Below are 22,525 nucleotides of genomic sequence, written 5' to 3'. Positions count from 1 at the left end.
CTCATTCATCCGCCATCCGGGTGTTGTGTACGCGCCAAGCGAGTGTCGTCCCCGGCCACTCCAATGCCTCATGCATCCATCAGGCAGGGGAGGACCGGATGACCATCACCAGACACGCGCCCCAGCACGCCCCCGAACTGCGCGCCGCCGCTCGCCACATCGGCCGCCGCAGCTTCCTGACCGTCACCGGCGCGGCCGCCGCGCTCGCCTTCGCAGTGAACCTGCCGGTCGCGGGCGCGGCGAGCGCCGCCGAGCTCGACGTACGCCGGATCGACGACGACCCCTTCACCCTCGGCGTCGCCTCCGGCGACCCGCGGCCCGGCTCCGTCCTGCTGTGGACCCGCCTGGCCCCCGCCCCGTACCAGCCCGACGGCGGACTGCCCGCCGAACGGGTCACCGTGCACTGGGAGCTGGCGCACGACGAGCGGTTCAGCCGGATCGTCAGACGCGGCACCGCCACCGCACACCCCGAGTTCCACCACACGGTGCACGTCCAGGTCAGCCGGCTCGACGCGGACCGCGTGTACTACTACCGCTTCCGCACCGGCACCTGGATCAGCGAGACCGGCCGCACCCGCACGGCCCCCCTCGCCACCGCCCAGGCGAGCTCGCTGACCCTCGCCGCCGTCTCCTGCCAGGCGTACGCCGACGGCTATTTCACGCCGTACCGCCATGTCGCGCAGGACGACGTGGACGTCGTCTTCCACCTCGGCGACTACCTGTACGAGTACCCGGTCAACTCCGTCGGCGGCTACCGCAACTACACCGACCGCACGCTCCCCGCGCTCTTCAACCGCGAGACGGTGACCCTGGAGGACTACCGCCTGCGCTACGCCCTCTTCAAGTCCGACCCCGACCTCAGGGCCGCGCACGCCGCGCACCCCTTCGTCGTCACCTGGGACGACCACGAGACCGAGAACAACTACGCCGGCGACACCCCAGAGAACAGCGTCCCGCCGGAGGAGTTCCTGCTGCGCCGGGCCGCCGCCTACCGCGCCTACTGGGAGAACCAGCCCCTGCGCAGCCCGCAGCAGCCCACGGGCCCCGACATGCAGCTCTACCGGCGCCTGCACTGGGGTCGGCTCGCGCAGTTCGACGTGCTGGACACCCGGCAGTACCGCACCAACCAGGCGTACGGCGACGGCTCCCAGATCCCCGGCCCGGAGGTCGACGACCCGGCGCGCACGATGACCGGTGCGACGCAGGAGCGGTGGCTGCTGGACGGGTGGCGCTCGTCGACGGCGCTGTGGAACGTCGTGCCGCAGCAGGTCACCTTCTCCCAGCGAAAGTTCGACCTCACCACTCCGTCACGGGTGTCGATGGACGCCTGGGACGGCTACCGCGCCTCCCGCCGCCGCGTGCTGGACGGGGCCAAGTCCGCCGGCATCGAGAACCTGATGGTGCTCACCGGTGACGTCCACGTCGGCTACGGCTTCGACATCAAGGACGACTTCGACGACCCCGACTCCGCCACGCTCGGCACGGAGATCGTGGCCACGTCGGTCGCCAGCGGCCGGGACGGCATCGACAAGCCCGCCAACTGGGACACGTACATGAAGGCCAACCCGCACATGAAGTTCTACAACGGACGGCGCGGCTATGTGACCGTCGCGCTGGGGGAGCAGCGGGCGCGGGCCGACTTCAAGACGGTGCCGTACGTGACCACGCCCGGGGCGCCGGTCACGACGGCCGCGTCGTTCGTCACGGAGGTGGGGGAGCCGGGGCTCACGCAGGCGTGAGTGCGGGCGCTCGGTCCTCTTCAGGGGCCTCGCCCGGGTAGCGGACGCCGATGCGGTCCCGGACGGCGTCGAGCGTCCGCATCACGGCGAGCGTGCCGTCGAGCGGGACCAGCGGCGACTCGGTCTCGCCGGCGCGCAGGGCCCGCATCACCTCGGCCGCCTCGTGCCGCAGGCTGTTGCGCGGCCCGTCCGCCGGGTCGGCCGTGAACTCTTCGGGGTCACGGCCGTCGCGGTGCAGGACGAAGCGGTCCGGGAAGAAGAAGCCGTACGGCACGTCGATACGGCCCTGTGAGCCGGTGACCGACGCCGCGGTCGCCGTGCCGCCGACGATGGAGCAGTGCAGGGAGGCGAGGGCGCCGTTGTCCCAGGAGAGCAGGGCGCCCGTCTGCAGGTCGACGCCCTCCGCGGACAGTGTCGCGCGCGCCGCGACGTCCGACGGCTCCCCGAGCAGCAGCTGGGCGAAGGAGACCGGGTAGACGCCGAGGTCCAGCAGCGCGCCGCCGCCCTGCGCCGGGTCGCGCAGCCGGTGCGCGGGCGGGAAGGGACCGGCCAGCCCGAAGTCGGCCTGGACATGGCGCACTTCGCCGATCGCGCCGTCGTCCACCAGCGCTTTGAGCCGCCGGATCAGCGGGTTGCAGTACATCCACATCGCTTCCATCAGGAAGCTGCCGCGCGCCTTCGCCAGCGCGACCAGTTCCCCGGCCTGCCGCGCGTTCAGTGTGAACGCCTTCTCGCACAGCACGTTGTGCCCGGCCTCCAGACAGAGCCCGGCGGCCGCGCGGTGTGCCGAGTGCGGGGTGGCGACGTACACGACATCGATGTCGCCGTCGTCGGCGAACGCGTTCCAGTCGCCGTACGCCCGAGGTATCCCGAAGCGCTCGGCGAACGCGTCCGCGGAGTCCTGGGACCGCGAGGCCACAGCCACCACCTCGGCCTCGGGCAGATCCACCAGATCAGCCGTGAACGCGGCCGCGATCCCGCCGGTCGCCAGGATCCCCCACCGCACGCTCTGCTCCGCCATCGCGGCCCCACCCCTCGCTCATGCGACCCTCGGCACTCTGTACGAGCTGAGAGCATAGAGGGCGGATCACTCGGAGAGGGAGGGGCGCATGGCCGACCGTGGAGGGCCGACACAGGACGTGTCGCGGACAGCCGTACCGACGACCACCACGCAACCGCCCGGCCGCTCCCTCCGCCGCACCGGTCTCCTCGTCACCCTCGTCCTCGGCGGCCTCACCGCCACGCCCCCGCTGGCGATGGACATGTACCTCCCCGCGCTCCCGGAGGTCACCCGCTCCCTGCACGCGCCGGCCGCGACCGTGCAGCTCACGCTCACCGCATGCCTGGCCGGCATGGCGCTCGGGCAGCTGGTGGTGGGCCCGATGAGCGACCGATGGGGCCGCAGACGCCCGCTGCTGGCGGGCCTCGCCGTGTACGTCGTCGCCACCGCGCTCTGCGCGCTCGCGCCCACCGTCGAGTTCCTGGTCGCCTTCCGGCTGGCGCAGGGTCTTGCGGGCGCGGCGGCGATAGTGATCGCGCGGGCGGTCGTACGCGACCTCTACGACGGCGTGGAGATGGCCCGCTTCTTCTCCACCCTCATGCTGATCTCGGGCGTCGCCCCGATCGTGGCGCCGCTCATCGGCGGCCAGATCCTGCGGGTGACGGACTGGCGGGGCGTGTTCGTCGTGCTCACGGCGGTCGGGGTGCTGCTCGCCGGCGTCGTCTGGCGCAAGCTCCCCGAGACCCTGCCGTCCGAGGACCGGCACAGTGGCGGGGTCGGCGAGGCCCTGCGTGCCATGCGCGGTCTGCTCGCCGATCGCGCGTTCGCCGGGTACACGCTGGCCGGCGGGTTCGCCTTCGCGGCGCTGTTCGCGTACATATCGGCGTCGCCGTTCGTGATCCAGGAGATCTACGGGGCCTCGCCGCAGACCTTCAGCCTGCTGTTCGGGCTGAACTCGGTCGGCCTTGTGGTCGTCGGCCAGATCAACGGCAAGGTGCTGGTCGGGCGGGTCAGCCTGGACCGGGTGCTGGGCGTGGGCCTGGCGATCGTCATCCTGGCGGCGACCGCGCTGCTGCTGATGTCGCTCGGCGCCTTCGGCGAGGTCGGACTGACCCCCGTGGCCGCCGCACTCTTCGTGCTGATGTCGGCGATGGGCGTCACCCTCCCCAACACCCAGGCCCTCGCCCTCCTGCGCACCAAGAACGCCGCCGGGTCCGCCTCCGCGCTCCTCGGCACGTCCTCCTTCCTCATCGGCGCCGTCGCCTCGCCCCTCGTGGGCATCGCGGGGGAGGACACCGCCGTCCCGATGGCCGTCGTCCAACTGGCCGCAGCACTGGTGGCGCTGGCCTGCTTCATGGGAATGTGCCGTCCTTGGAACGGACGTGCGGATGGACGTGCGGTCGCGGAGGGAGCAGAGAACTGAGCGCGCCGAGACTGCGCGGGGACACGCCGGAAAGGGCCGGACTCGACCCCGAGGAGATCCGTCACCTCGTCCACGAGGTCCGCGACCTCACCACCGGCCCGCGCCCCTGGGCAGCCGGGACCGTGCTGGTCGTCGGGCGGGGGCCGTACCTCGCCGTCGAGGAGGCGGCGGGCTGGGCGGTGCGGTACGCCTCCTACGACGAGGAGAAGGACGCCGGGGTGGAACTGCCGCCCGAGGCGCAGGTCCCGATGACCACGGACACCCCCTTCGACCTGGCCTCCCTCACCAAGCTTTTCACCGCGGTCGCCGCGGTGCAGCAGATCGAGCGCGGCACGCTCGGCATCGACGCGCGGGTCGGGGCGTATCTGCCGGACTTCCGCGGGGCCGCCCGGCACGACGTCACGGTGCGTCAACTGCTCACCCACACCTCGGGGCTGCGCCCCGAACTCCCGCTGTACGACTGCGCCGATGACGCCGAGCGCCTGGAGAAGCTGAGGGCGGAAGTCCCCGTAGGGGTCCCCGGCACATACTGCTACTCCGACCTGAACCTGTTGCTGCTGCAGCATGTGCTGGAACGCATCACCAGCCGCACCCTCGACGTCCTGATCCACGACGGCATCACCCGTCCCCTCGGCATGACGGCGACCCACTTCGGCCCGTGCCCCGGGGCGGCGGCGACCGAGGACCAGCGGCGGCCGTGGGGCAAGGCGGACCGGGGGATGCTGCGGGGGGCCGTCCACGACGAGAACGCGTGGGCGCTCGGGGGTGTCGCTGGCCACGCGGGCCTGTTCTCCACGGGGCGCGACCTCGCGGTCTTCTGCCGCGCCCTGCTCTCCGGTGGTGCCTACGGCCCCGCCCGCTTCCTCGGCCCGGACTTCGTGGAGCTGCTCCTGACCCCACCGGGGCTGGGCTTCGCGGTCGACCAGCCGTGGTTCATGGGGGAGCTGGCCGGGCGGGGGGCGGCCGGGCACACCGGGTTCACGGGGACGTCGCTGGTGCTGGATCCGGCGACGGACACGTTTCTTGTGCTGCTGGCGAATACGGTGCATCCACGAAGACGGACGCCGGACAGCGGACCGAGGGCGAGAGCGGCGACGAGGGTGGCCCGCGCGGTACGCGAGCTGTAACAGCACCGCAGAGGGTTTTTTCGCCCCCGCCGCCCCTACCCTTCCCGTCCCTGGGGGCTGCCGCCCCCAGACCCCCGCTTCGGCCCTGAAGGGGCCTCGTCCTCAAACGCCGGACGGGCTGAAAAAACTCAGCCCCTCCGGCGTTTGAGGAGCGGGGGTCCAGGGGGCAGAGCCCCCTGGCGGGGTCGAAGGGGCGGAGCCCCTTCAAGGACGGGACGGGTAGGGGCGGCGGGGGCGAAAACCCCCTCGCCGCCCCGCGGAGTCACACGTACTTCTTCAACTCCCGCCGCGCCAACGACCGCTGGTGCACCTCGTCCGGACCGTCGGCGATCATCAGCGTCCGCGCGCCGGCGTACAGCTCGGCCAGCGGGAAGTCCTGGCTGACGCCGCCCGCGCCGTGCAGCTGGATCGCCCGGTCGATGATGTCGACGACCGCACGCGGGGTGGCGATCTTGATGGACTGGATCTCCGTGTGGGCGCCCCGGTTGCCGACGGTGTCCATCAGCCAGGCCGTCTTCAGCACCAGCAGCCGCAGCTGCTCGACCGTCACGCGCGCGTCGGCGATCCAGTTGTGCACCACGCCCTGCTGGGCCAGCGCCTTGCCGAAGGCCGTACGGGACACGGCCCTGCGGCACATCAGCTCGATCGCCCGCTCCGCCATGCCGATCAGCCGCATGCAGTGGTGGATACGGCCCGGACCGAGCCGCGCCTGGGCGATGGCGAAACCGCCGCCCTCCTCGCCGATCAGGTTGGACACCGGCACACGCGCGTGGTCGAAGATCACCTCGGCGTGACCGCCGTGGTAGTGGTCCCCGTAGCCGAAGACCTGCATCGCGCGCTTGATGGTGACGCCCGGGGTGTCGCGGGGGACGAGGACCATGGACTGCTGGCGGCGGATGTCGTCGCCGTCCGGGTCCGTCTTGCCCATCACGATGAAGATCTTGCAGTCCGGGTTCATCGCCCCGGAGATGTACCACTTGCGGCCGGTGATGACGTACTCGTCGCCGTCCCGCTCGATGTACGTGGTGATGTTGGTGGCGTCCGAGGAGGCCACCTCCGGCTCGGTCATCGCGAACGCCGAGCGGATCTCACCGGCAAGGAGTGGCTCCAGCCACTGCTTCTTCTGCTGCTCGTCCCCGAACTGGCTGAGCACCTCCATGTTGCCGGTGTCCGGCGCCGCGCAGTTCAGCGCGGTGGGCGCGAGCTGCGGGGAGCGGCCGGTGATCTCGGCGAGCGGGGCGTACTGGAGGTTGGTCAGCCCGGCGCCGTACTCGGCGTCGGGGAGGAAGAGGTTCCACAGGCCCTGCCTGCGCGCCTCGGCCTTGAGCTCCTCGACCACGGCCGGGGTGTCCCACGGCGAGGCCAGCTGGGCGCGCTGCTCCTCCGCCACGGCCTCGGCCGGATAGACGTACTCGTCCATGAAGGCCAGCAGCTTGCCACGCAGCTCCTCGGTGCGTGCGTCGAACGCGAAGTCCATGTGCGTCAGCCTTCCTGGATGCCTTCTTGAAGAGTGGTCAGACCGTGCTCGATGAACACGGGGACCAGGTCGCCGATGCGGTCGAAGCCGCGGCCGACCGTCTGGCCCAGGGTGTAGCGGTAGTGGATGCCCTCCAGGATCACGGCGAGCTTGAACCAGGCGAACGCCGTGTACCAGGAGACCGCGGAGACATCGCGCCCCGAGCGCGCCGCGTACCGCTCGATCAGCTCGCCGGGCGCGGGATGCCCGGGGGCCTCGGCGGTCGTGGAGACCGGGGAGTTCGCCATGCCCAGCGGCATGCTGTACATCACCAGCAGGCCCAGGTCGGTCAGCGGATCGCCGAGCGTGGACATCTCCCAGTCGAGGATCGCCTTGATCCGGTCGTCCTCACCGATGAGCACGTTGTCGAGCCGGTAGTCGCCGTGGACGACGGCCGGGGCGGGGGAGGCGGGCAGCTGCCGTCCGAGAGTCGCGTGCAGCTCGTCGATGCCGGCCAGGTCGCGGTTGCGGGAGGCGTCCAACTGCTTGCCCCAGCGGCGCAGTTGCCGGTCCAGGAAACCCTCGGGGCGACCGAAGTCCGCGAGCCCCACCTCCGCCGGATCCACCGCGTGCAGCTCCACGAGCGTGTCCACCAGGGCCAGCACCGCGCCCCGGGTGCGCTCCGGGCCGAGCGGCGCCAGCTGGTCGGCGGTGCGGTACGGGGTGCCCTCGACGAACTCCATGACGTAGAACGGCGCCCCGAGCACCTCCTCGTCCTCGCACAGCACCACCGGCCGCGGCACCGGGACGTTCGTCGGATGCAGCGCGCTGATGACACGGTGCTCGCGCTTCATGTCGTGCGCGGTGGCGAGGACATGGCCGAGCGGGGGACGTCGTAGGACCCACTTGGAGGTTCCGTCGGAGACCGCGTAGGTGAGGTTCGACCGTCCGCCCTCGATCAGCCGGCCGGTCAGCGGACCCTGCGCCAGACCGGGGTGCTCGCGCTCGAGCAGGCCGCGCAGCCGGTCGAGATCGAGACCGGGCGGATGGTCGGGGCTCATACGTAGCTCCTACAGGCAGATGAACGGGACCTGACTCATGATGCCGACCAGTCGGTATGTAGTCCAGTGGGGGAGCTGAACGTGATCGGAGCCACGATAGGCCGACAGCTCCCCGCGCGGTGCGCCGGGGAGCCGTCTGTGGTGTCTTCTCGGCCAGTACGCCGAGTTCAGTGGTCGTCCCAGTGGCCTTCGTGGGCGGCGTGCCGGTGGCCGTCGTGGAGGTAGTCGACGTGGTCACCGTGCAGGACGCTCTCGTGCCCGCAGTCGGCGCCGTGCTGATGGGTGTGGCCCTCGTGCGCGACGTGCCCGTCCGACTCGCACTCGTCCCAGTGGCCGCTGTGCTCGCGGTGCAGGTGACCGTCGTGCGCATAGTCGGTGTGGTCGCCGTGCGGTACCGCGGTGTGGCCGCAGTCGGCGCCGTGGGTGTGCGTGTGGGCAGGGTGTTCCACATGGAGGGTGGTCATGGTGCTCGCCTTCTCTGGTGCGGGTCGTGACGACGGACAGGCTGCCACGCGAACGGCGCATATCGGATCATTCGGGCTTGCGTGGCGTCCTGTGAGCGCAGAGGGTCGAACCCATGAAGGGCATCAGCTACACACGCTACGGCGGCCCCGAGGTGCTCGAATACGGAGAGGTGCGCGACCCGAAGGTCGGCCCCGACTCGGTGCTGGTCAAGGTGCGGGCGGCGGCGGTCAACCCGGTCGACTGGAAGTGCCGCGAGGGCTACCTGGACCGGATGCTGGAGCCGGCCTTCCCGGTGGTTCCGGGATGGGACGTGTCGGGTGTCGTGGTCCAACCGGGCGTGTCCGTCACGGAGTTCGGCGTCGGTGACGAGGTCATCGGCTACGTCCGCGAGGACCTCCTCTCCCGCGGCACCTTCGCCGAGTACGTCGCGGCCCCGCTCCGCACTCTCGCGCGCAAGCCCCGCAACCTCACCTGGGAGGAGGCCGCCGGCCTGCCCCTGGTGGGGCTGACGGCGTATCAAGGGCTGATCAAGGTGCTCCAGGTCAAGCGCGGCGAGACCGTCCTCGTGCACGCCGCGGCCGGTGGGGTGGGTTCCATCGCCGTCCAGCTCGCCCGCCATCTGGGCGCCCGGGTCATCGGTACGGCGAGCGGGCACAACCACGACTTCGTACGCCGTCTCGGTGGCGAGCCGGTCGAGTACGGCGACGGCCTGACCGAACGAGTGCGCGGGCTGGCGCCCGAAGGCGTGGACGCGGCCTTCGACACGGTCGGCGGCGATGCGCTGAAGGCGTCGGCCAACCTCCTGGCCCCCGAGGGCCGCCTGATGTCGATCGCCGACCCGGACGTCTTCGACTACGGCGGCCGCTACTACTTCGTCCGCCCCGACGCGGAGGACCTGCTGCGGCTGTCCGAGCTGGCGGAGGAGGGGGTGGTGTCCGTGCATGTCTCGGAGACGTTCCCGCTGGAGCGGGCGGCGGACGCCCACCGGCTCAACCAGGAGGGCCGTACGCGGGGCAAGATCGTGGTGACGGTGGACTGGGAGACGGAGGAGGCGGTGGCGCCGGAGGGGCTGTGGCAGGCGGCGGAGTGATCAGGTAGCGCCAGAGTGCCAGAGCGCCAGAGCCCCAGAGGCCCCACGGCCTCAAAGGCCCCAGCTCGCCTCAGAAGACGAGGGCGGCACCGCACGCAGCCAGGGCCACCGTGAACAGGACCGTCGCCGTGGCATGCCGAGGGGCGAGTGCCGTGGGTTCGGCAGAGGCGGCGAGGACGCGGATGCGGCGGTGCGCGAGGGCCAGGAAGCCCAGCCACAGCCCGAAACAAAGGGCGCAGACGACGATGCCGACCACCGAGACCCGGCCGTGCAGGGCGGTCTTCATGGCGAGTACGGCGGCCACGGTGCCGGACAGCGTCGTACGGCGCCACGCCAGGCGCGTCCGCTCGGGCTGCAACCCTGGATCCCGCACCGGCTCCGCGACCGCCCCGTTGCTCACCCTTCCCACCCCACGAGTACGACGACGACCATCGCGACGGCCACGATCGCGACCACGATGCTCAGCACCGCCGGGAACCGCGACACCGGCAGGTCCTCGCCCCGGCGCATCGCCCGTTCGCAGCGCACCCAGTGGTTGACCGCGCGCAACGAGCACAGCACGCCGGCCGCGAGCAGTGCGAGCGCCAGCCCGACGCGCCAGCCCCAGCGCAGGTCCGGCAGGAACTGGTCCACCGCGAAGCCGCCGCCGATGAGCGCGAGCGCGGTACGCAGCCAGGCCAGGAAGGTGCGCTCGTTCGCCAGCGAGAACCGGTAGTCGGGGGTGCCGCCCTCCCGCCGGATCTGCTGCGGCGCGAACCACAGCCGGGCGTTTCGTACAAACTCGATCACATGCACGACCCTATCCGGGCGGCTGCCGGCGGGCGTTGTCAGTGCCGCCCGCTACGGTTCGGGGCTGGATCTGCAGATCGCTCCGGCCGTCGATCAGCCGGTCGCTCCGCCGCTCGCTCGGTAGGCCTTGAGCCGCTCGTAGGCCGCCAGCCCGTCCGGCACCCACGCCCACTCCGTCAGCCGTCGCTCCACCTCGGCCTCGGGCAGGAAGTCGTGCCAGGCGACCTCCTCCACCTGTGGGCTCACGGGCAGCTCGCAGCGCACCTCGTACACCGCCGACCACCAGGTCTGCCCGGCGCCGTCGTCGTACAGGAACTTGAACAGGAACGCCGGTCGGGGAAGGCCGCTCACGCCGAGTTCCTCCTCGGCCTCGCGCAGGGCGGCAACGTCGTAGGACTCACCGGCGCCGACCACCCCGCCGACGAACATGTCGTACCGCGAGGGGAACACCAACTTGGTGGGCGTACGGCGGTGCACGAAGAGGCGGCCCTGGGCGTCCCGGGCTTCGATGAAGACGGAGCGATGGCGCAGCCCCTTGGCGTAGGCCTCGCCGCGTGGGGACTGTCCGATGACCTGGTCGTGTTCGTCGACGATGTCGAGAATCTCGTCAGCAGCACTCATGGGCCCATCCAAGCAGGGCTCATCCGAAGGGGGGCGTCCAAGGAGGGGCCGGGCTGACCCTGCCCCCACCTGCGCTGACGGGCAACCGCCCGCAATCGCCCTGACCAGCCCTGATGTGCGCAACCTGCCCGCCGCATCAGCCCGTATGGACCCACGTCCCGAGCCCGCAGCCCGCAGCCCGCAGCCCGCGCCGCAGCGCCGCGCGCCGGCGCCCCGTCACCCCGCCGTCTGCAGCGCCGGCGTCCGTTCCGGCTGCTTCGTCCCGCACGGCATCGCCGGGTGCATGCCGAGGAGGATGATGCCCACCACGATGCCCGCGAGTCCGGCCGCCTCCCACGCCAGTGCCCCCGCGTCCGTGCGGAGACGGTCGCCGAGGAAGCCGACGCCGCAGGCGATGCCGGCCAGGGGCTGGGCGGCGGTCAGGGCGGGCAGGGACATGCGCAGGGACGCCGTCTCGAACGCGCTCTGGACCAGGATCAGCCCGGTGAGGCCGAGCGCCACCACGGCGTACGGCTGCCAGCCGGTCAGCACCTCCGCCATGCCGCCCTCGGCGAAACGCTGGCCGGTCACCCGCGTCAGCGCGTCCTGCACGCCGTACAGCAGGCCGGCGGCCGTCGCCAGCAGTGCCGGACCGGAGCTGAGTCGCGAGCGCTTGGCGTACGTCGTGAGCAGCAGGGCCAGCCCGACCATGACGCCGATGATCAGCCAGTGCCGGAGCGGGTTGCTGGGCGCCGTTCCGCCGTGTGGCTGTCCGGCGACGATGAACGCGGTCACTCCACCCGCGAGCAGGCCGAGGCCCGTCCAGCCCTGGCGGCCCAGTGGCTGCTTGGTCTGACGGCGGGAGAGCATGAGCGCGAACAGCAGGTTCGTCGCCAGCAGGGGCTCCACCAGGGAGATCTCGCCCTGGCCCAGTGCCATCGCGCCCAGCGCCATGCCGACCACCATGAGCCCGATACCGCCCAGCCAGCGCGGCACCTTCATCAGATCGAGCAGGATCCGGGGGGAAAGGAAGTCGCTCAGTGGCGCCTTCTGGGCCGCGTTCTGCTGCAGTACGAAGCCGAAGCCAAGACAGCAAGCAGCGCTCACGGCGAGTATCAGAATTTGAAGCGACACGCTGCGTACCTCGAATCCTGCCGGGCGGACGGGATGCGTAAGGGCCGACTGTAGCGGCCCCGAGCCCGGCGTGCGCGTCCCGCAATCCTCCGATGCTGTCGGCGGCGGCGCCATGACGTACGCCACATACTTCGAACAAATCGGGCATTACGGGCGGAAGTCTAGTCACAACTACCTCACCAGTAACGGAACTTGACGCGTGTAACGCAGCAGTGGCCCTTGACGCGAACCGTTGGCTGCGGATTTGCTGTGAGTGATCGGTTGATGACTGTCCACACTTCCCCCCCCGACAGAACCCAAAACGGTGCCCCCACCTCCGCCACCCCTCGGCCGCGGCCGAAAGCGCGCAGCGCACACCTTCGACGCGGCCCTCGATGACGCCGAGCTCGCCGCGGCCCGCACCGCACTGGCCCAGGGCAGGTGGCAGACGGTCCGCTCCCTGCTCAGCCGGACCGGCGACGACTGGGACCGCAGAGGACACCGCGTCACCGTCCTCGCCCGGGAGCCGTACTGCGCCCCCTGGACCCGCGACTGGCTGCTCGCCGAACCCGACTCCGTCGACGCCGCCGTCCTGCTCGCCCTCGCCCTGGTCCGGCGCGCCCTGCGCGGCAAGGAGAAACCGGTCCGCGCCCGCGAGTCCTGCCACGCCGCCGCCGCACTCGCGCCCGCCGACCCCACCCCCTGGCTCGGCCTGCTCATGCTGGAGAGCGCCTTGGGCGCCGAGGAGGAGGTGCGCCGCGTCTTCGCCGAGGTCCGCGCCCGGTACGCCGACCACCACCACGCCCACCACCTGATGGTCGCCCGGCTCGCCGAGCGCCACCCCGGTGCCGGCCCCGACCCGCTCCACGAGGTCTACGACTTCGCCAACGCTGCCGCCGAGCAGGCCCCCGCCGACTCCCCGCTCGCCATCCTCCCGGTCATCGCCCACACCGAGCGCTACCGCGTCCTCGCGGCGGCGGGACACGAGCCCCGCGATACGGCCGCCTCCGGGCACTGGACCGGACGTCGGGCCCGGCAGGTGATGCGGGCCGCCTTCGACTGGTGGCTGGAGTGGGAACAAGAAGGCCACCCGCGCCGCCTCATCGACCTGAACTTTCTCGCCCACGCCAAGGTCTGCGAGGGCCGGAGCGCCGAGGCGGCCGCCCTGTTCCACCGCATCGGTGAGCACGCCACCCCGTCGCCCTGGGCGTACCCGGACCACGATCCGTACCCCGCCTTCCGCGCCGCCCGCGCCAACGCGCTCGGCACGGCGTAGGAGCACTGACCTGACGTGACAGCTCCGATTCGACGTGACGGCGGCGCCGAGGCGACGCAACGGCATCGGCGTGACGGTACCGACGCGACGCAACGGCTCCGATCCGACGGGACGGTGCCGGTGCGACGCGACAGGACCGACGGGACGAAACGATGCCGGTGCGACGCCTCAGTATCGACCCGACGCAACAGCTCCGACCCGACGCAACAGCTTCGACTCGACGCAACAGTTCCGACCCGACGTAACACCACCGACCCGCCCCGCCCCGACCCCCAGCACCCCACCCGACAAAGGACGGTCCCCCGATGACCACGGGCAGTTCCAGCACCAGCACAGCCACCGCGGACGGCGGCGGCATCAGTACGTTCAAGGGGCAGGACCGAGCCCTGCGCGCCGACCGGCTGGGCACGACGGGCCTGCTGCTGTCCGTGCTCGCCGCAACGGCACCCCTGATGGTCGTCGCGGGTGTCATGCCCACGACCTTCGGGGTGATGGGCGTTCTCGGACAGCCGCTGCTCTTCGTGATCCTCGGCCTCGTCCTCGCCCTCTTCAGCGTCGGGTACGCCGAGATGAGCAGGCACGTCCACAATGCCGGTGCCTTCTACGCGTACATCTCCCGCGGCCTCGGCGGCACCGCCGGCGCCGGTGCCGCGATGGTCGCGCTCGTCGCCTACAACGCACTCCAGGTCGGCATCTACGGCATCTTCGGCTTCGAGGTCTCCGGGCTGTTCGCCACCTACCTCGACACCGAGGTCGCCTGGTGGATACCGGCGCTCCTGGCCGTGCTCCTCGTCGGTGCCCTCGGCTGGCTGAAGATCGACCTCAACGCGCGCGTGCTCGGCGTTCTGCTGATCATCGAGGTCGCCCTCGTGGTCATCTTCGACGTCGCCGCGATCGCCGACCCAGGCAAGGAGGGGCTGTCGCTGCACGCCTTCAACCCCGACACCCTCACCGGCGCGGGCATCGGCACCGCCCTGTGCTTCTGCGTCGCAGCCTTCCTCGGCTTCGAGCAGGCCCCCGTCTACGCCGAGGAGACCAGCCGCCCGCACGTCCTCGTGCCGCGCGTGATGTTCCTGGCCATCGGTGGCATAGCCGTCTTCTACACGATCAGCTGCTGGGCGTACACCGTCGCCGCCGGACCTTCGGCGATCGTCGGCACCGCGCAGGAGCAGAGCGCCGGGCTGCTGTTCTTCCTCACCGAGGACCTGCTCGGCGCCGGCTTCACCGACACCCTGCACGTGCTGTTCGTGACCGGCATGTTCGCGGCGATGCTGAGCTTCCACAACGTCGTCGCCCGTTACGCCTTCGCCATGGGCCGCGAGGGCCTGCTGCCCGCCGGATTCGGCCGCACCAGCGGCGCGAGCGGCGCCCCCGGCACGGGTTCGCTGCTGCAGACCGTGATCTCACTCGTGGTCGTCGCCGTCTTCGCGTTCACCGACGACAAGCCGGCCGGCGACCCGACCGCCCCGGTCCTGCACCTGTTCACCTGGATGGGCAGCCTCGGCGCGCTGGGCGTCGCCGCCCTGATGGCCGCCGCCTCGGTCTCGGTCATCGTCTTCTTCGTGCGCCGCGGCGCAGTCGCCGCCCAGTTCTGGCGGCTGGCCGCCGCCGCGCTCGCCGTCCTCGCGCTGGCCTTCATCGTCGTCTACACCGTCAAGGACTTCGATGTCCTGATCGGGGCGGGCCCGGGCTCGTCCCTGAGCTGGGCGCTTCCCGCCGTCATCGCCCTCGCCCTGGCCGTCGGCCTGGCCCAGGGGCTGCTCCTGCGCTCCCGCGCCCCCGAGAAGCACGCCCGCATCGGGCTCGGCAACGAGGCGTTCCAGCTGGAGAAGGCGGCGACGGAGGCGTCGTAGCGGATGGAGCCGTCGTAGCAATGGGCCACTCCTGAGGATCCCGTAAGAAGTGGTTACGGAACTCTGACGAGCACCCGCGATTCCTGGTCCCGCCCGGGTCGCGGGTGTTCGAATGGACAGGTGAACCCCGAACAGCCCGAAGCCTCCCCAGCGAAGGACGAGGAGAAGGGCGAGGAGAAGGGCAAGCCCATCGGCCGCCGCGTCTTCCTCGGCACCCTCGGCCTCGGTGCCCTCGGTGTGGCCACCGCGCCCACGCTGCAGCGCGGCCTGGAGTCCTTCCTCGCGAGCGCCTCCGACAAGGACCCCACCGGCCTGACGGGCCTGCTCCCCAACGGCGGCGGTTTCCGCTACTACTCCGTCGCCTCCTCCGTACCCCACAAGAACGCCACCACCTACCGCCTCACGGTCGACGGCCTGGTCGACCACCCCCGCACCTACACGCTCGCCGACCTGCGCGCCCTGCCGCAGACCCGGATGGTGCGTGACGTCCAGTGCGTCACCGGCTGGAGGGTCCCCGACACCCCGTTCGAAGGTGTGCGTCTGTCCCGGCTCCTCGACGCCGCCGGGGTGCGCCAGGGGGCCGGGGCGGTGCGCTTCACCTGCTTCGACGGCACCTACACGGAGAGCCTCACCCTCGACCAGGCCCGCCGCGCGGACGTCCTGGTCGCCCTGCGCATGCAGGACAAGGACCTGGGCCACAGCCACGGCGGCCCGGTCCGCCTCTATGTGGCCCCCATGTACTTCTACAAGTCCGCCAAGTGGCTCTCCGGCATCACCGTCACCAAGGACGTGCGGCCGGGCTACTGGGAGGAACGGGGCTACGACGTCGACGCCTGGGTCGGCCGCTCGAACGGACGCGACGATGAGCCTACGAGTTGACGCCCCCGGCCGGTCCACCCGCGTCCGGCGGTTCACCCCGGCCGCCCGCTGGGTGCACCGCACGACGGCCGCGCTGATGGGCGTGTGCGTGGTGACGGCGGCCTGCCTCTACGTCCCGCAGCTGGCCGAACTCGTCGGGCGCCGCGAGCTGGTGGTCCGTATCCACGAGTGGGCCGGTCTCGCCCTGCCCGTGCCGGTACTGGCCGGTCTCGCCTCCCGTGCGTTCCGCGCCGACCTGGGCTTCCTCAACCGCTTCGGCTCGCACGACCGGGTGTGGCTGCGCGCCGCGTTCCGCCGTGACAAGCGGGCCGCGTCGCGTCCTGCGGGCAAGTTCAACGCCGGGCAGAAGATCTACGCGGCCTGGATCGCCGGGGCGATGCTGGTGATGCTCGGCACCGGCCTGATGATGTGGTTCACCCACCTCACGCCCCTGGTGTGGCGCACCAGCGCGACGTTCGTCCACGACTGGCTGGCCCTGACCATCGGCATCGTCCTCGCCGGCCACATCGGCATGGCACTAGGGGATCCGGAGGCCCGCCGGGGCATGCGGACCGGCTCGGTGAGCCGGGAGTGGGCCGAGCGGGAGCATCCACTGTGGCGTCCGTGAGGCGGCCGACGGTTCGGGTGAATCGCCGATCGAGGGGACCGACGCACTGAGCGTCGACGCCGATCCGTCCGTCGTACCCGTGTCCACGCTCGGCTCAGGGACCACGTCGGCAGCGGCGACGGTGAAGGCGGCCGGCAGGCGCACCTCGGTGCCGGCGTACCGGACGGCCACGTCGGCCGGGCCCGGCTCCAGGACCGGTACGACGACGGACAGCACCAGCCGGTCGCCCGACGCCGACTTCAGGACGGGCACCCCGGGTGCCTGCCGGCCCCCGATGACCACGCTCGCGTCCCGCAGCAGTTCGGCAGGGTCGAAGTAGGTGCCCGCCAGCTCGATCCCGATCGTGTCGCCCGGCCGTGCCTCGGCATCACCGCCCGTGTCCACCCCGGCGATCCGGTAGCCGCAGGCTGCGGGAGTGCCGCTCGACGAGGGCTTCAGCCGCACGGTGGCGCCGGGATGCCGCCGATGGAAGTCGAGCAGAGAGCCCAGGACGGCATGCGCGGCCCGGCCCTTGCAGGTGTCGGCCTCGCCCGCCGGAGCGGCATGGTCCCGAACGGCCTGCTTCCAGTCGCCGCCCTGTCCCTGCACGGCCAGGCAGGCGGTGGCCAGGCCACGTAGCACCGTCCACTCCGCATCGTCCGGCGTCCGCGGGATCACGTTCAGCGCGGCCCGGCACTCGGTGGGGGAGCGGAGCAGGTCGTACACGCTCGCCGGGTCCGCCGTGCCGTCGACGTTCGGCGAGTCGGGGCCGGGCGGGAGCCAGGCGGGGATTTCGAGGAGCTTGTGGCTCATGGAGGGGCTGGGGGTGGAGGGGCTCGCACTCTCGCGCACCGTTCCGCCCTTGGAAGCGCGGGGCGTGCCGGTGACCGCGGGCACGCCGAAGTGGCCGTCCGGCGACTGCTTTACCGGGGGAGGGGAGCTGCTCGGCGGACCGGTCGGCAGCTTCCGCGTGCCGTCGGAAGGCCCGGCGGTGACGATCGTGCCCCCGCCGCCCCTGCCGTCCGCAGTGACACCCCCGTCACTCGTGAAGGCCGCGGCGGCAACCGCCACCGCCCCCGCAACGAGCAGCCCCGAGATACGCATCCCGAGGGAAACCGCCATGACGCCCCCCGATTTCTCGCCCCCGACGGCTGCGGCAGCCGCCAAGGGTCACCTCATCATCGGGCCGAGGGCGCCCTTGGGGAAGCCGCTTCATCTGATCGGCAGAGTGAGTTCAGGCACTGGGACATGGCGATCCCACGAAGCGGAACCCCTGCGCGACCCGGGCTGTTCAGCCCCCGAAGTCCAGCAGCACCTTGCACGACCGGCTCCGGTCCGCGGCGAGCGCGAACGCCGACTCGGCCTCCCGCACCGGCACCACCGCGCTGACCAGACCGTCGAACGAGCCCTCGGCGGCGAGCAGTTCCAGCGCCGCGTCGAACTCCCCGTCGAAGCGGAACGCCCCCCGCAGCTCGATCTCCCGGCTCACGACGAGGTTCCCCGCGAACGGACTCAGCCCCGGCGGCAGCATCCCGAGCTGCACCACGACGCCCCCGCGCCGCACCAGCCGCAGACACGTGTCCAGCCCCGCGGCGACCCCCGACGCCTCGACCGCCACATCCACCTCGGAAAGCCGCCGCCACCCGGCATCGTCCGGATCATCGGCCCGTACGAGGCTGTCGGCGCCGGCGATCCGCGCGTACTCCAGCGCCGTCGGCAGCAGATCCGTCACCGTGACCCGCTCCGCCCCGGCCGCCTTCGCCGCCGCGACCACCAGGCACCCGATGGGCCCGGCACCGGCGACGAGGACATGCCTCCCGGCCACCTCCCCGGCCCGCCGCACCGCGTGCAGTGCGACGGACAGCGGCTCGGCGAGCGCCGCCCGCCGCAGGTCGAGCCCAACCGGGAGCGGCCTCAACTGGTCTGCGGGCACGACCACTTGGGCCGCGAACCCGCCCTGCACATGCGGGAAGCGCGCCGCGCTGCCGAGGTAGCGGGTGTCCCGGCAGACGTTGCGCCGCCGGTCCGCGCACTCGGGGCAGACCGAGCAGGGAGTGGCCGGGTGGACCGCGACGGCCGTACCGGTGGCCGGACCCGATGCCCCGTCACCGTACGAAACGACCGTCCCGACCACCTCGTGCCCGAGCACCATCGGCTCCTTGAGCCGGAAGTCGCCTACCCCGCCGTGCCGCCAGTAGTGCAGGTCGGAGCCGCAGACCCCGCCGTACCGCACGGCCACCAGCGCCTGCCCCGCCCCGGGGACCGGCACCGGCAGCTCCTCGACCCGGAGGTCGTCCTGACCGTGGATCACACAACCGAGCATCCCCGAAGCCTCCTTCACAGCACGCTCGTCATGCCGCCGTCGACGTACAGCACCTGCCCGCTGACGAAGTCCGCGGCCGGAGAGGCGAGGAACAGCACCCCGCCCACCAGGTCCTCCGTACGCCCCCAGCGCCCGGCCGGGGTGCGTCGCCGCACCCAGGCGCTGAACTCATCGTCCTCGACCAGAGGTTGGGTGAGCTCGGTCTCGATGTAGCCGGGCCCCAGGCCGTTGACCTGGACGCCGTGCGGGCCCCAGTCCGCGCACATGCCCTTGGTGAGCATCTTCAGCGCGCCCTTGGTGGCGGCGTAGGGGGCGATGCCGGGGCGGACGACCTCGCTCTGCAGCGAGCAGATGTTGATGATCTTTCCGTGGCCGCGTTCCGTCATCCGCCGGGCGGCCTCCCGGCCGACCAGGAACGCGCTGGTGAGGTTGGTGTTCAGGATCCGGTGCCAGTCGGAGTCCGTGAACTCCAGCAAGGGCGCGCGCAGTTGCATGCCCGCGTTGTTGACCAGGATGTCGAGCGGGCCCACCCGCTCCTCGACGTCCGCGATCCCGGCGGCCACCGACGGGCCGTCGGTCACGTCGAACGCGGCCGTGTGGACGTCGCCGGGCAGTTCGGCGGCGGCCTTGGTGAGGCGTTCGCCGTCCCGTCCGTTGAGGACCACCGTGCAGCCGGCCTGAGCCAGGCCGCGGGCGAGCGCGAGGCCGATGCCCCGGCTGGAGCCGGTGACCAGGGCCGTGCGGCCGCCGATGTCGAAGAGGGGGTGAGCCGTCATCGTCGTACTCCTGAAGTCGTACTGAAAAGGCGCTGGATGACCGCTAGATGACCAAGGACAACAGCAGGACCACACCACCGGCGACGACCGAGATGATCGTCTCCATGACGGACCAGGTCTTGATGGTCTGCCCGACGTTCAGGCCGAAGTACTCCTTCACCAGCCAGAATCCGGCGTCGTTGACATGGCTGAAGAAGAGCGAGCCGGCGCCGATGGCCAGGACCAGCAGGGCCGCGTGGGTCGTCGACATGTCGGCCGCGAGCGGGGCGACCAGGCCGGCCGCCGAGACCGTCGCCACCGTCGCCGAACCCGTCGCGAGGCGGATGGCCACCGCGATCAGCCAGGCCAGCAGCAGTGCCGGGATCGACCAGTCCTCGGAGATGTCCAGGACCATCTGGCCCACGCCGGTGTCGATCAGCGTCTGCTTGAAGCCGCCGCCCGCACCGACGATGAGCAGGATGCCCGCGATGGGCGCGAGCCCCTTCTCGACCAGCGGCGAGATGCGCTCCTTGCCGAACCCGGCGGGCGCGAGCAGCGTGAAGATGCCCAGGAGCACGGCGGCGAGCAGCGCGATCATCGGGGAGCCGATGACGTCGAAGACGCGCTGGACGGTGTTGGCCGGGTCGTCGATCACGATGTCGACCAGCGCCTTGGAGAGCATCAGGACGACCGGGAGGAGGATCGTGATCAGCGTGGGCCCGAAGCCGGGGAGCTTGCGCTTGCCCAGTTCGTCGGATTCCTCGGAGGGACGCTGCGGGAGCATCCGGTCCGGGGCCGGGACGTCCACCCAGCGGGCGGCGTAGCGCGAGAACAGCGGACCGGCGATGATCACGGTCGGTATGGCGACGAGGACGCCGAGCGCCAGCGTGACACCGAGGTCGGCGCCGACCGCGTCGATCGCGACCAGCGGGCCGGGGTGCGGCGGGACCAGGCCGTGCATCACGGACAGACCGGCGAGGGCCGGGATGCCGATGCGCATCAGCGAGTAGTTGCCGCGCTTGGCGACCATCAGCACGACCGGGATCAGCAGCACGACGCCGACCTCGAAGAACAGCGGCAGACCGATCACGGAGGCGATCAGCACCATCGCCCACGGCATCGAACGGCCGCCCGCCTTGGCGAGGATGGTGTCGACGATCTGGTCGGCGCCGCCGGAGTCGGCGAGCATCTTGCCGAGAATTGCGCCGAGGGCGATCAGCACGCCCACGCCGGCGACCGTGGTGCCGAGGCCGGTGGTGAAGCTGGCGATGGCCTTGTCGAGCGGCGCGCCGGCGATCGCGCCGAGGACGAGCGTTCCGAGGGTCAGCGACAGGAACGCGTGGAGCTTGAACTTGGTGATGAGCAGGACGATGACGGCGATGCCCGCCAGGACGGCGATGCCCAGCTGAGCGTGGCCGGCCGAGGTGATGGGCTCGACGGTGTCCGCTGCCAGCATCTCGACGCTGAGTCTGGTCACGGGGGTTCCCTTGCAGGTACGGGGATGGGGGACGCGTGGGGGGTGCTACGGGGGTGTATCGGTGGTGCTGCCCGGTGTTCGCCGGCGGGCTCCGCCGGTGTTCGCCGGCAGGTTCCGCCGGTGTTCACCGGTGGGTGCGACCGGTGTCGCCGGTGTCAGCCGGGAAGTTCGCTCAGCGCCTCGGTGGCACGCTCGGTGATCTCCTCGGGGCTCCCGGCGACGTCCACGGCGACTCCGGCCTCGTCGGCCTGGAGCGGCTGGAGCGTGGCGAACTGGGAGTCGAGCAGCGCGGTCGGCATGAAGTGCCCCTGCCGGTGCGCCATCCGGTCCTCGATGACCTCCCGGTCGCCCGTGAGGTGCACGAACACCACCCCGGGCGCCGCGGCCCTGAGCCGGTCACGGTACGACCGCTTCAGCGCCGAGCAGCTGACCACCCCGCCGAGCCCGGCCCGTCCGTGCGCCCAGGCACCGATGGCGTCCAGCCACGGCCACCTGTCCGCGTCGTCGAGCGGGGTGCCGGCCGACATCTTGGCGATGTTGGCCTGCGGGTGGAAGTCGTCGCCCTCGGCGTACGGGGCGCCCAGCCGGGCGGCGAGCAGAGGACCGATCGTGGTCTTGCCCGTGCCGGCGACGCCCATCACGACGACGACGTGGGGGGTACGCATCACTGCCTCGCTGTCTTCCTCGACATCCGACGTCGACATCCGACGTCGGCCACACTGAAACCCATTAGGTACGACGAATTCAAGAGTCTGTGACAAATAAGTCTGACTTTTTGATCCCGTGATCTGCCCCGTACGCTGAGTGCATGAGCACACCGGGCCGGGGGCTGCACGGCCATGTACTGGAATCCCTCGGCCCCGCGATCGCCGCGGGCGAGTACCCGCCGGGCAGTGTCCTGCGCACGGACGAGCTGGCCCAGCGCTTCGACGTGTCGCGCTCGGTGATGCGGGAGGCGGTCCGTGTGCTGGAGTCCATGCACCTGGTGGAGTCCCGCCGCCGCGTAGGCGTGACGGTCCGTCCCAAGGCCGAGTGGAACGTCTACGACCCGCAGGTCATCCGCTGGCGGCTGGCCGGCGCCGACCGCCCCCAGCAGCTGCGCTCACTCACCGTCCTGCGCTCGGCGATCGAGCCGGTCGCGGCGGGCCTGGCGGCCAAGTACGCCACCGCCGACCAGTGCGCCGAACTCACCGAGTGCGCCCTCGGCATGGTCGCCCACTCCCGCGGCCATCAGCTGGAGGGCTACCTCATCCACGACGTCGCCTTCCACCGCGTCATCCTCAACGCCTCCGGCAACGAGATGTTCGCCCGCCTGGGCGACGTCGTCGCCGAGGTCCTCGCGGGCCGCACCCACCACGAGGTCATGTTCGAGGACCCCGACCCCGCGGCGGTCACCCTGCACGTCCAGGTCGCGGAGGCGGTCCGCGCGGGCGACGCGGTGCGCGCGGAGCACCTGACCCGCGAGATCACGGTGGGCGCCCTCCAGGAGCTGGACATCCTGGCGCCGTAGAAG

Annotated in this window: 22 protein-coding genes; 9 read left to right on the top strand and 13 right to left on the bottom strand. The window is 71.4% G+C overall.

The features are described from left to right. Positions 1-98: 98 nt before the first annotated feature. Complete coding sequence (locus tag EHO50_RS01920) at positions 99-1,739, top strand: alkaline phosphatase D family protein (RefSeq protein ID WP_128428028.1); 1,641 nt, start codon at positions 99-101, stop codon at positions 1,737-1,739. Here EHO50_RS01920 and EHO50_RS01915 read toward each other — a convergent pair. Continuing rightward, positions 1,726-2,760, bottom strand: coding sequence for a Gfo/Idh/MocA family protein (locus EHO50_RS01915; RefSeq protein WP_128428027.1), 1,035 nt, complete (start codon positions 2,758-2,760; stop codon positions 1,726-1,728). The genes EHO50_RS01920 and EHO50_RS01915 overlap by 14 nt on opposite strands. An 88-nt stretch (positions 2,761-2,848) precedes the next feature. Here EHO50_RS01915 and EHO50_RS01910 point away from each other — a divergent pair, with 88 nt between their 5' ends. After that, positions 2,849-4,162 carry a multidrug effflux MFS transporter gene (locus EHO50_RS01910; protein ID WP_128428026.1) on the top strand — a complete coding sequence of 438 codons (1,314 nt, stop codon included), beginning with the start codon at positions 2,849-2,851 and terminating at the stop codon, positions 4,160-4,162. After that, positions 4,102-5,289 (top strand): serine hydrolase domain-containing protein, encoded by a 1,188-nt coding sequence (locus EHO50_RS01905; protein ID WP_128428025.1) that lies wholly within the window; start codon positions 4,102-4,104, stop codon positions 5,287-5,289. Before EHO50_RS01910 ends, EHO50_RS01905 begins: the two co-directional genes overlap by 61 nt. A 262-nt stretch (positions 5,290-5,551) precedes the next feature. Here EHO50_RS01905 and EHO50_RS01895 read toward each other — a convergent pair whose 3' ends face one another. The 3 genes from EHO50_RS01895 to EHO50_RS01885 all read right to left on the bottom strand — a co-directional run bounded on the left by EHO50_RS01895 (position 5,552) and on the right by EHO50_RS01885 (position 8,270). After that, the gene (locus EHO50_RS01895) at positions 5,552-6,766 is read right to left on the bottom strand and encodes an acyl-CoA dehydrogenase (RefSeq protein WP_128428024.1); all 1,215 of its coding nucleotides are present in this window, start codon (positions 6,764-6,766) and stop codon (positions 5,552-5,554) included. Positions 6,767-6,771: 5 nt separating this feature from the next. Continuing rightward, positions 6,772-7,806 carry a phosphotransferase family protein gene (locus tag EHO50_RS01890; RefSeq protein ID WP_128428023.1) on the bottom strand — a complete coding sequence of 345 codons (1,035 nt, stop codon included), beginning with the start codon at positions 7,804-7,806 and terminating at the stop codon, positions 6,772-6,774. A 167-nt stretch (positions 7,807-7,973) separates the two neighbouring features. Continuing rightward, complete coding sequence (locus EHO50_RS01885; protein ID WP_128428022.1) at positions 7,974-8,270, bottom strand: hypothetical protein; 297 nt, start codon at positions 8,268-8,270, stop codon at positions 7,974-7,976. Positions 8,271-8,383: 113 nt separating this feature from the next. Between EHO50_RS01885 and EHO50_RS01880 the strand changes: the two genes are divergently transcribed. After that, on the top strand, positions 8,384-9,361 hold the full coding sequence (locus tag EHO50_RS01880; RefSeq protein WP_128428021.1) for an NADP-dependent oxidoreductase: 978 nt from the start codon (positions 8,384-8,386) through the stop codon (positions 9,359-9,361). A gap of 70 nt (positions 9,362-9,431) precedes the next feature. Here EHO50_RS01880 and EHO50_RS01875 read toward each other — a convergent pair whose 3' ends face one another. From EHO50_RS01875 to EHO50_RS01860, 4 genes are all read right to left on the bottom strand, one after another. Beyond that, positions 9,432-9,761: a DUF202 domain-containing protein gene (locus EHO50_RS01875; RefSeq protein ID WP_128428020.1), complete on the bottom strand. Its 330-nt coding sequence runs from the start codon at positions 9,759-9,761 to the stop codon at positions 9,432-9,434. Continuing rightward, positions 9,758-10,150 carry a YidH family protein gene (locus EHO50_RS01870; protein ID WP_128428019.1) on the bottom strand — a complete coding sequence of 131 codons (393 nt, stop codon included), beginning with the start codon at positions 10,148-10,150 and terminating at the stop codon, positions 9,758-9,760. Before EHO50_RS01870 ends, EHO50_RS01875 begins: the two co-directional genes overlap by 4 nt. A gap of 93 nt (positions 10,151-10,243) precedes the next feature. Further along, a complete protein-coding gene (locus tag EHO50_RS01865; protein WP_128428018.1) occupies positions 10,244-10,771 on the bottom strand; it encodes an NUDIX hydrolase in 528 nt (175 codons plus the stop codon). A gap of 216 nt (positions 10,772-10,987) precedes the next feature. Further along, the gene (locus tag EHO50_RS01860) at positions 10,988-11,884 is read right to left on the bottom strand and encodes a DMT family transporter (RefSeq protein ID WP_128428017.1); all 897 of its coding nucleotides are present in this window, start codon (positions 11,882-11,884) and stop codon (positions 10,988-10,990) included. A gap of 304 nt (positions 11,885-12,188) precedes the next feature. Here EHO50_RS01860 and EHO50_RS01855 point away from each other — a divergent pair, with 304 nt between their 5' ends. The 4 genes from EHO50_RS01855 (at position 12,189) to EHO50_RS01840 (ending at position 16,478) form a co-directional block, all read left to right on the top strand. Then, entirely contained in the window at positions 12,189-13,139 is a 951-nt protein-coding gene (locus tag EHO50_RS01855) for a hypothetical protein (protein WP_128428016.1), read from the top strand. A 305-nt stretch (positions 13,140-13,444) separates the two neighbouring features. Further along, positions 13,445-14,992 carry an APC family permease gene (locus EHO50_RS01850; RefSeq protein WP_128428015.1) on the top strand — a complete coding sequence of 516 codons (1,548 nt, stop codon included), beginning with the start codon at positions 13,445-13,447 and terminating at the stop codon, positions 14,990-14,992. 120 nt (positions 14,993-15,112) lie between these two features. Further along, on the top strand, positions 15,113-15,871 hold the full coding sequence (locus tag EHO50_RS01845; RefSeq protein ID WP_128428014.1) for a molybdopterin-dependent oxidoreductase: 759 nt from the start codon (positions 15,113-15,115) through the stop codon (positions 15,869-15,871). Then, positions 15,855-16,478, top strand: coding sequence for a cytochrome b/b6 domain-containing protein (locus EHO50_RS01840; RefSeq protein ID WP_128428013.1), 624 nt, complete (start codon positions 15,855-15,857; stop codon positions 16,476-16,478). Before EHO50_RS01845 ends, EHO50_RS01840 begins: the two co-directional genes overlap by 17 nt. On the opposite strand, the gene EHO50_RS01835 is transcribed toward EHO50_RS01840, so the two are convergent. The 5 genes from EHO50_RS01835 to EHO50_RS01815 form a co-directional block, all read right to left on the bottom strand. Next, positions 16,389-17,579 (bottom strand): hypothetical protein, encoded by a 1,191-nt coding sequence (locus tag EHO50_RS01835; RefSeq protein ID WP_128428012.1) that lies wholly within the window; start codon positions 17,577-17,579, stop codon positions 16,389-16,391. The genes EHO50_RS01840 and EHO50_RS01835 overlap by 90 nt on opposite strands. Positions 17,580-17,748: 169 nt before the next feature. Beyond that, entirely contained in the window at positions 17,749-18,780 is a 1,032-nt protein-coding gene (locus EHO50_RS01830; protein WP_128428011.1) for an L-idonate 5-dehydrogenase, read from the bottom strand. A gap of 14 nt (positions 18,781-18,794) precedes the next feature. Next, positions 18,795-19,556, bottom strand: coding sequence for an SDR family oxidoreductase (locus tag EHO50_RS01825; RefSeq protein WP_128428010.1), 762 nt, complete (start codon positions 19,554-19,556; stop codon positions 18,795-18,797). Between the two features lie 43 nt (positions 19,557-19,599). Continuing rightward, a complete protein-coding gene (locus EHO50_RS01820; protein ID WP_128428009.1) occupies positions 19,600-21,012 on the bottom strand; it encodes a GntP family permease in 1,413 nt (470 codons plus the stop codon). A 155-nt stretch (positions 21,013-21,167) separates the two neighbouring features. Then, on the bottom strand, positions 21,168-21,677 hold the full coding sequence (locus EHO50_RS01815) for a gluconokinase (RefSeq protein WP_220096411.1): 510 nt from the start codon (positions 21,675-21,677) through the stop codon (positions 21,168-21,170). Positions 21,678-21,820: 143 nt separating this feature from the next. Between EHO50_RS01815 and EHO50_RS01810 the strand changes: the two genes are divergently transcribed. Then, complete coding sequence (locus tag EHO50_RS01810; RefSeq protein ID WP_128428007.1) at positions 21,821-22,522, top strand: FadR/GntR family transcriptional regulator; 702 nt, start codon at positions 21,821-21,823, stop codon at positions 22,520-22,522. The last annotated feature ends 3 nt before the right edge of the window (positions 22,523-22,525 follow it).

Source organism: Streptomyces cyaneus (assembly GCF_004028635.1).
GTDB classification, from domain to species: Bacteria; Actinomycetota; Actinomycetes; order Streptomycetales; family Streptomycetaceae; genus Streptomyces; species Streptomyces cyaneus.
The sequence above is the reverse complement of the archived record's forward strand: the minus strand, read 5'-3'. Positions and strand labels throughout refer to the sequence as shown.

Bases quoted from the DNA above. Each gene is read 5' to 3' on its own strand.
- EHO50_RS01920 (WP_128428028.1), top strand. From the start codon at position 99: ATGACCATCACCAGACACGCGCCCCAGCACGCCCCCGAACTGCGCGCC.
- EHO50_RS01915 (WP_128428027.1), bottom strand. From the start codon at position 2,760: ATGGCGGAGCAGAGCGTGCGGTGGGGGATCCTGGCGACCGGCGGGATC.
- EHO50_RS01910 (WP_128428026.1), top strand. From the start codon at position 2,849: ATGGCCGACCGTGGAGGGCCGACACAGGACGTGTCGCGGACAGCCGTA.
- EHO50_RS01895 (WP_128428024.1), bottom strand. From the start codon at position 6,766: ATGGACTTCGCGTTCGACGCACGCACCGAGGAGCTGCGTGGCAAGCTG.
- EHO50_RS01890 (WP_128428023.1), bottom strand. From the start codon at position 7,806: ATGAGCCCCGACCATCCGCCCGGTCTCGATCTCGACCGGCTGCGCGGC.
- EHO50_RS01885 (WP_128428022.1), bottom strand. From the start codon at position 8,270: ATGACCACCCTCCATGTGGAACACCCTGCCCACACGCACACCCACGGC.
- EHO50_RS01880 (WP_128428021.1), top strand. From the start codon at position 8,384: ATGAAGGGCATCAGCTACACACGCTACGGCGGCCCCGAGGTGCTCGAA.
- EHO50_RS01865 (WP_128428018.1), bottom strand. From the start codon at position 10,771: ATGAGTGCTGCTGACGAGATTCTCGACATCGTCGACGAACACGACCAG.
- EHO50_RS01850 (WP_128428015.1), top strand. From the start codon at position 13,445: ATGACCACGGGCAGTTCCAGCACCAGCACAGCCACCGCGGACGGCGGC.
- EHO50_RS01840 (WP_128428013.1), top strand. From the start codon at position 15,855: ATGAGCCTACGAGTTGACGCCCCCGGCCGGTCCACCCGCGTCCGGCGG.
- EHO50_RS01835 (WP_128428012.1), bottom strand. From the start codon at position 17,579: ATGGCGGTTTCCCTCGGGATGCGTATCTCGGGGCTGCTCGTTGCGGGG.
- EHO50_RS01830 (WP_128428011.1), bottom strand. From the start codon at position 18,780: ATGCTCGGTTGTGTGATCCACGGTCAGGACGACCTCCGGGTCGAGGAG.
- EHO50_RS01825 (WP_128428010.1), bottom strand. From the start codon at position 19,556: ATGACGGCTCACCCCCTCTTCGACATCGGCGGCCGCACGGCCCTGGTC.
- EHO50_RS01815 (WP_220096411.1), bottom strand. From the start codon at position 21,677: ATGCGTACCCCCCACGTCGTCGTCGTGATGGGCGTCGCCGGCACGGGC.
- EHO50_RS01810 (WP_128428007.1), top strand. From the start codon at position 21,821: ATGAGCACACCGGGCCGGGGGCTGCACGGCCATGTACTGGAATCCCTC.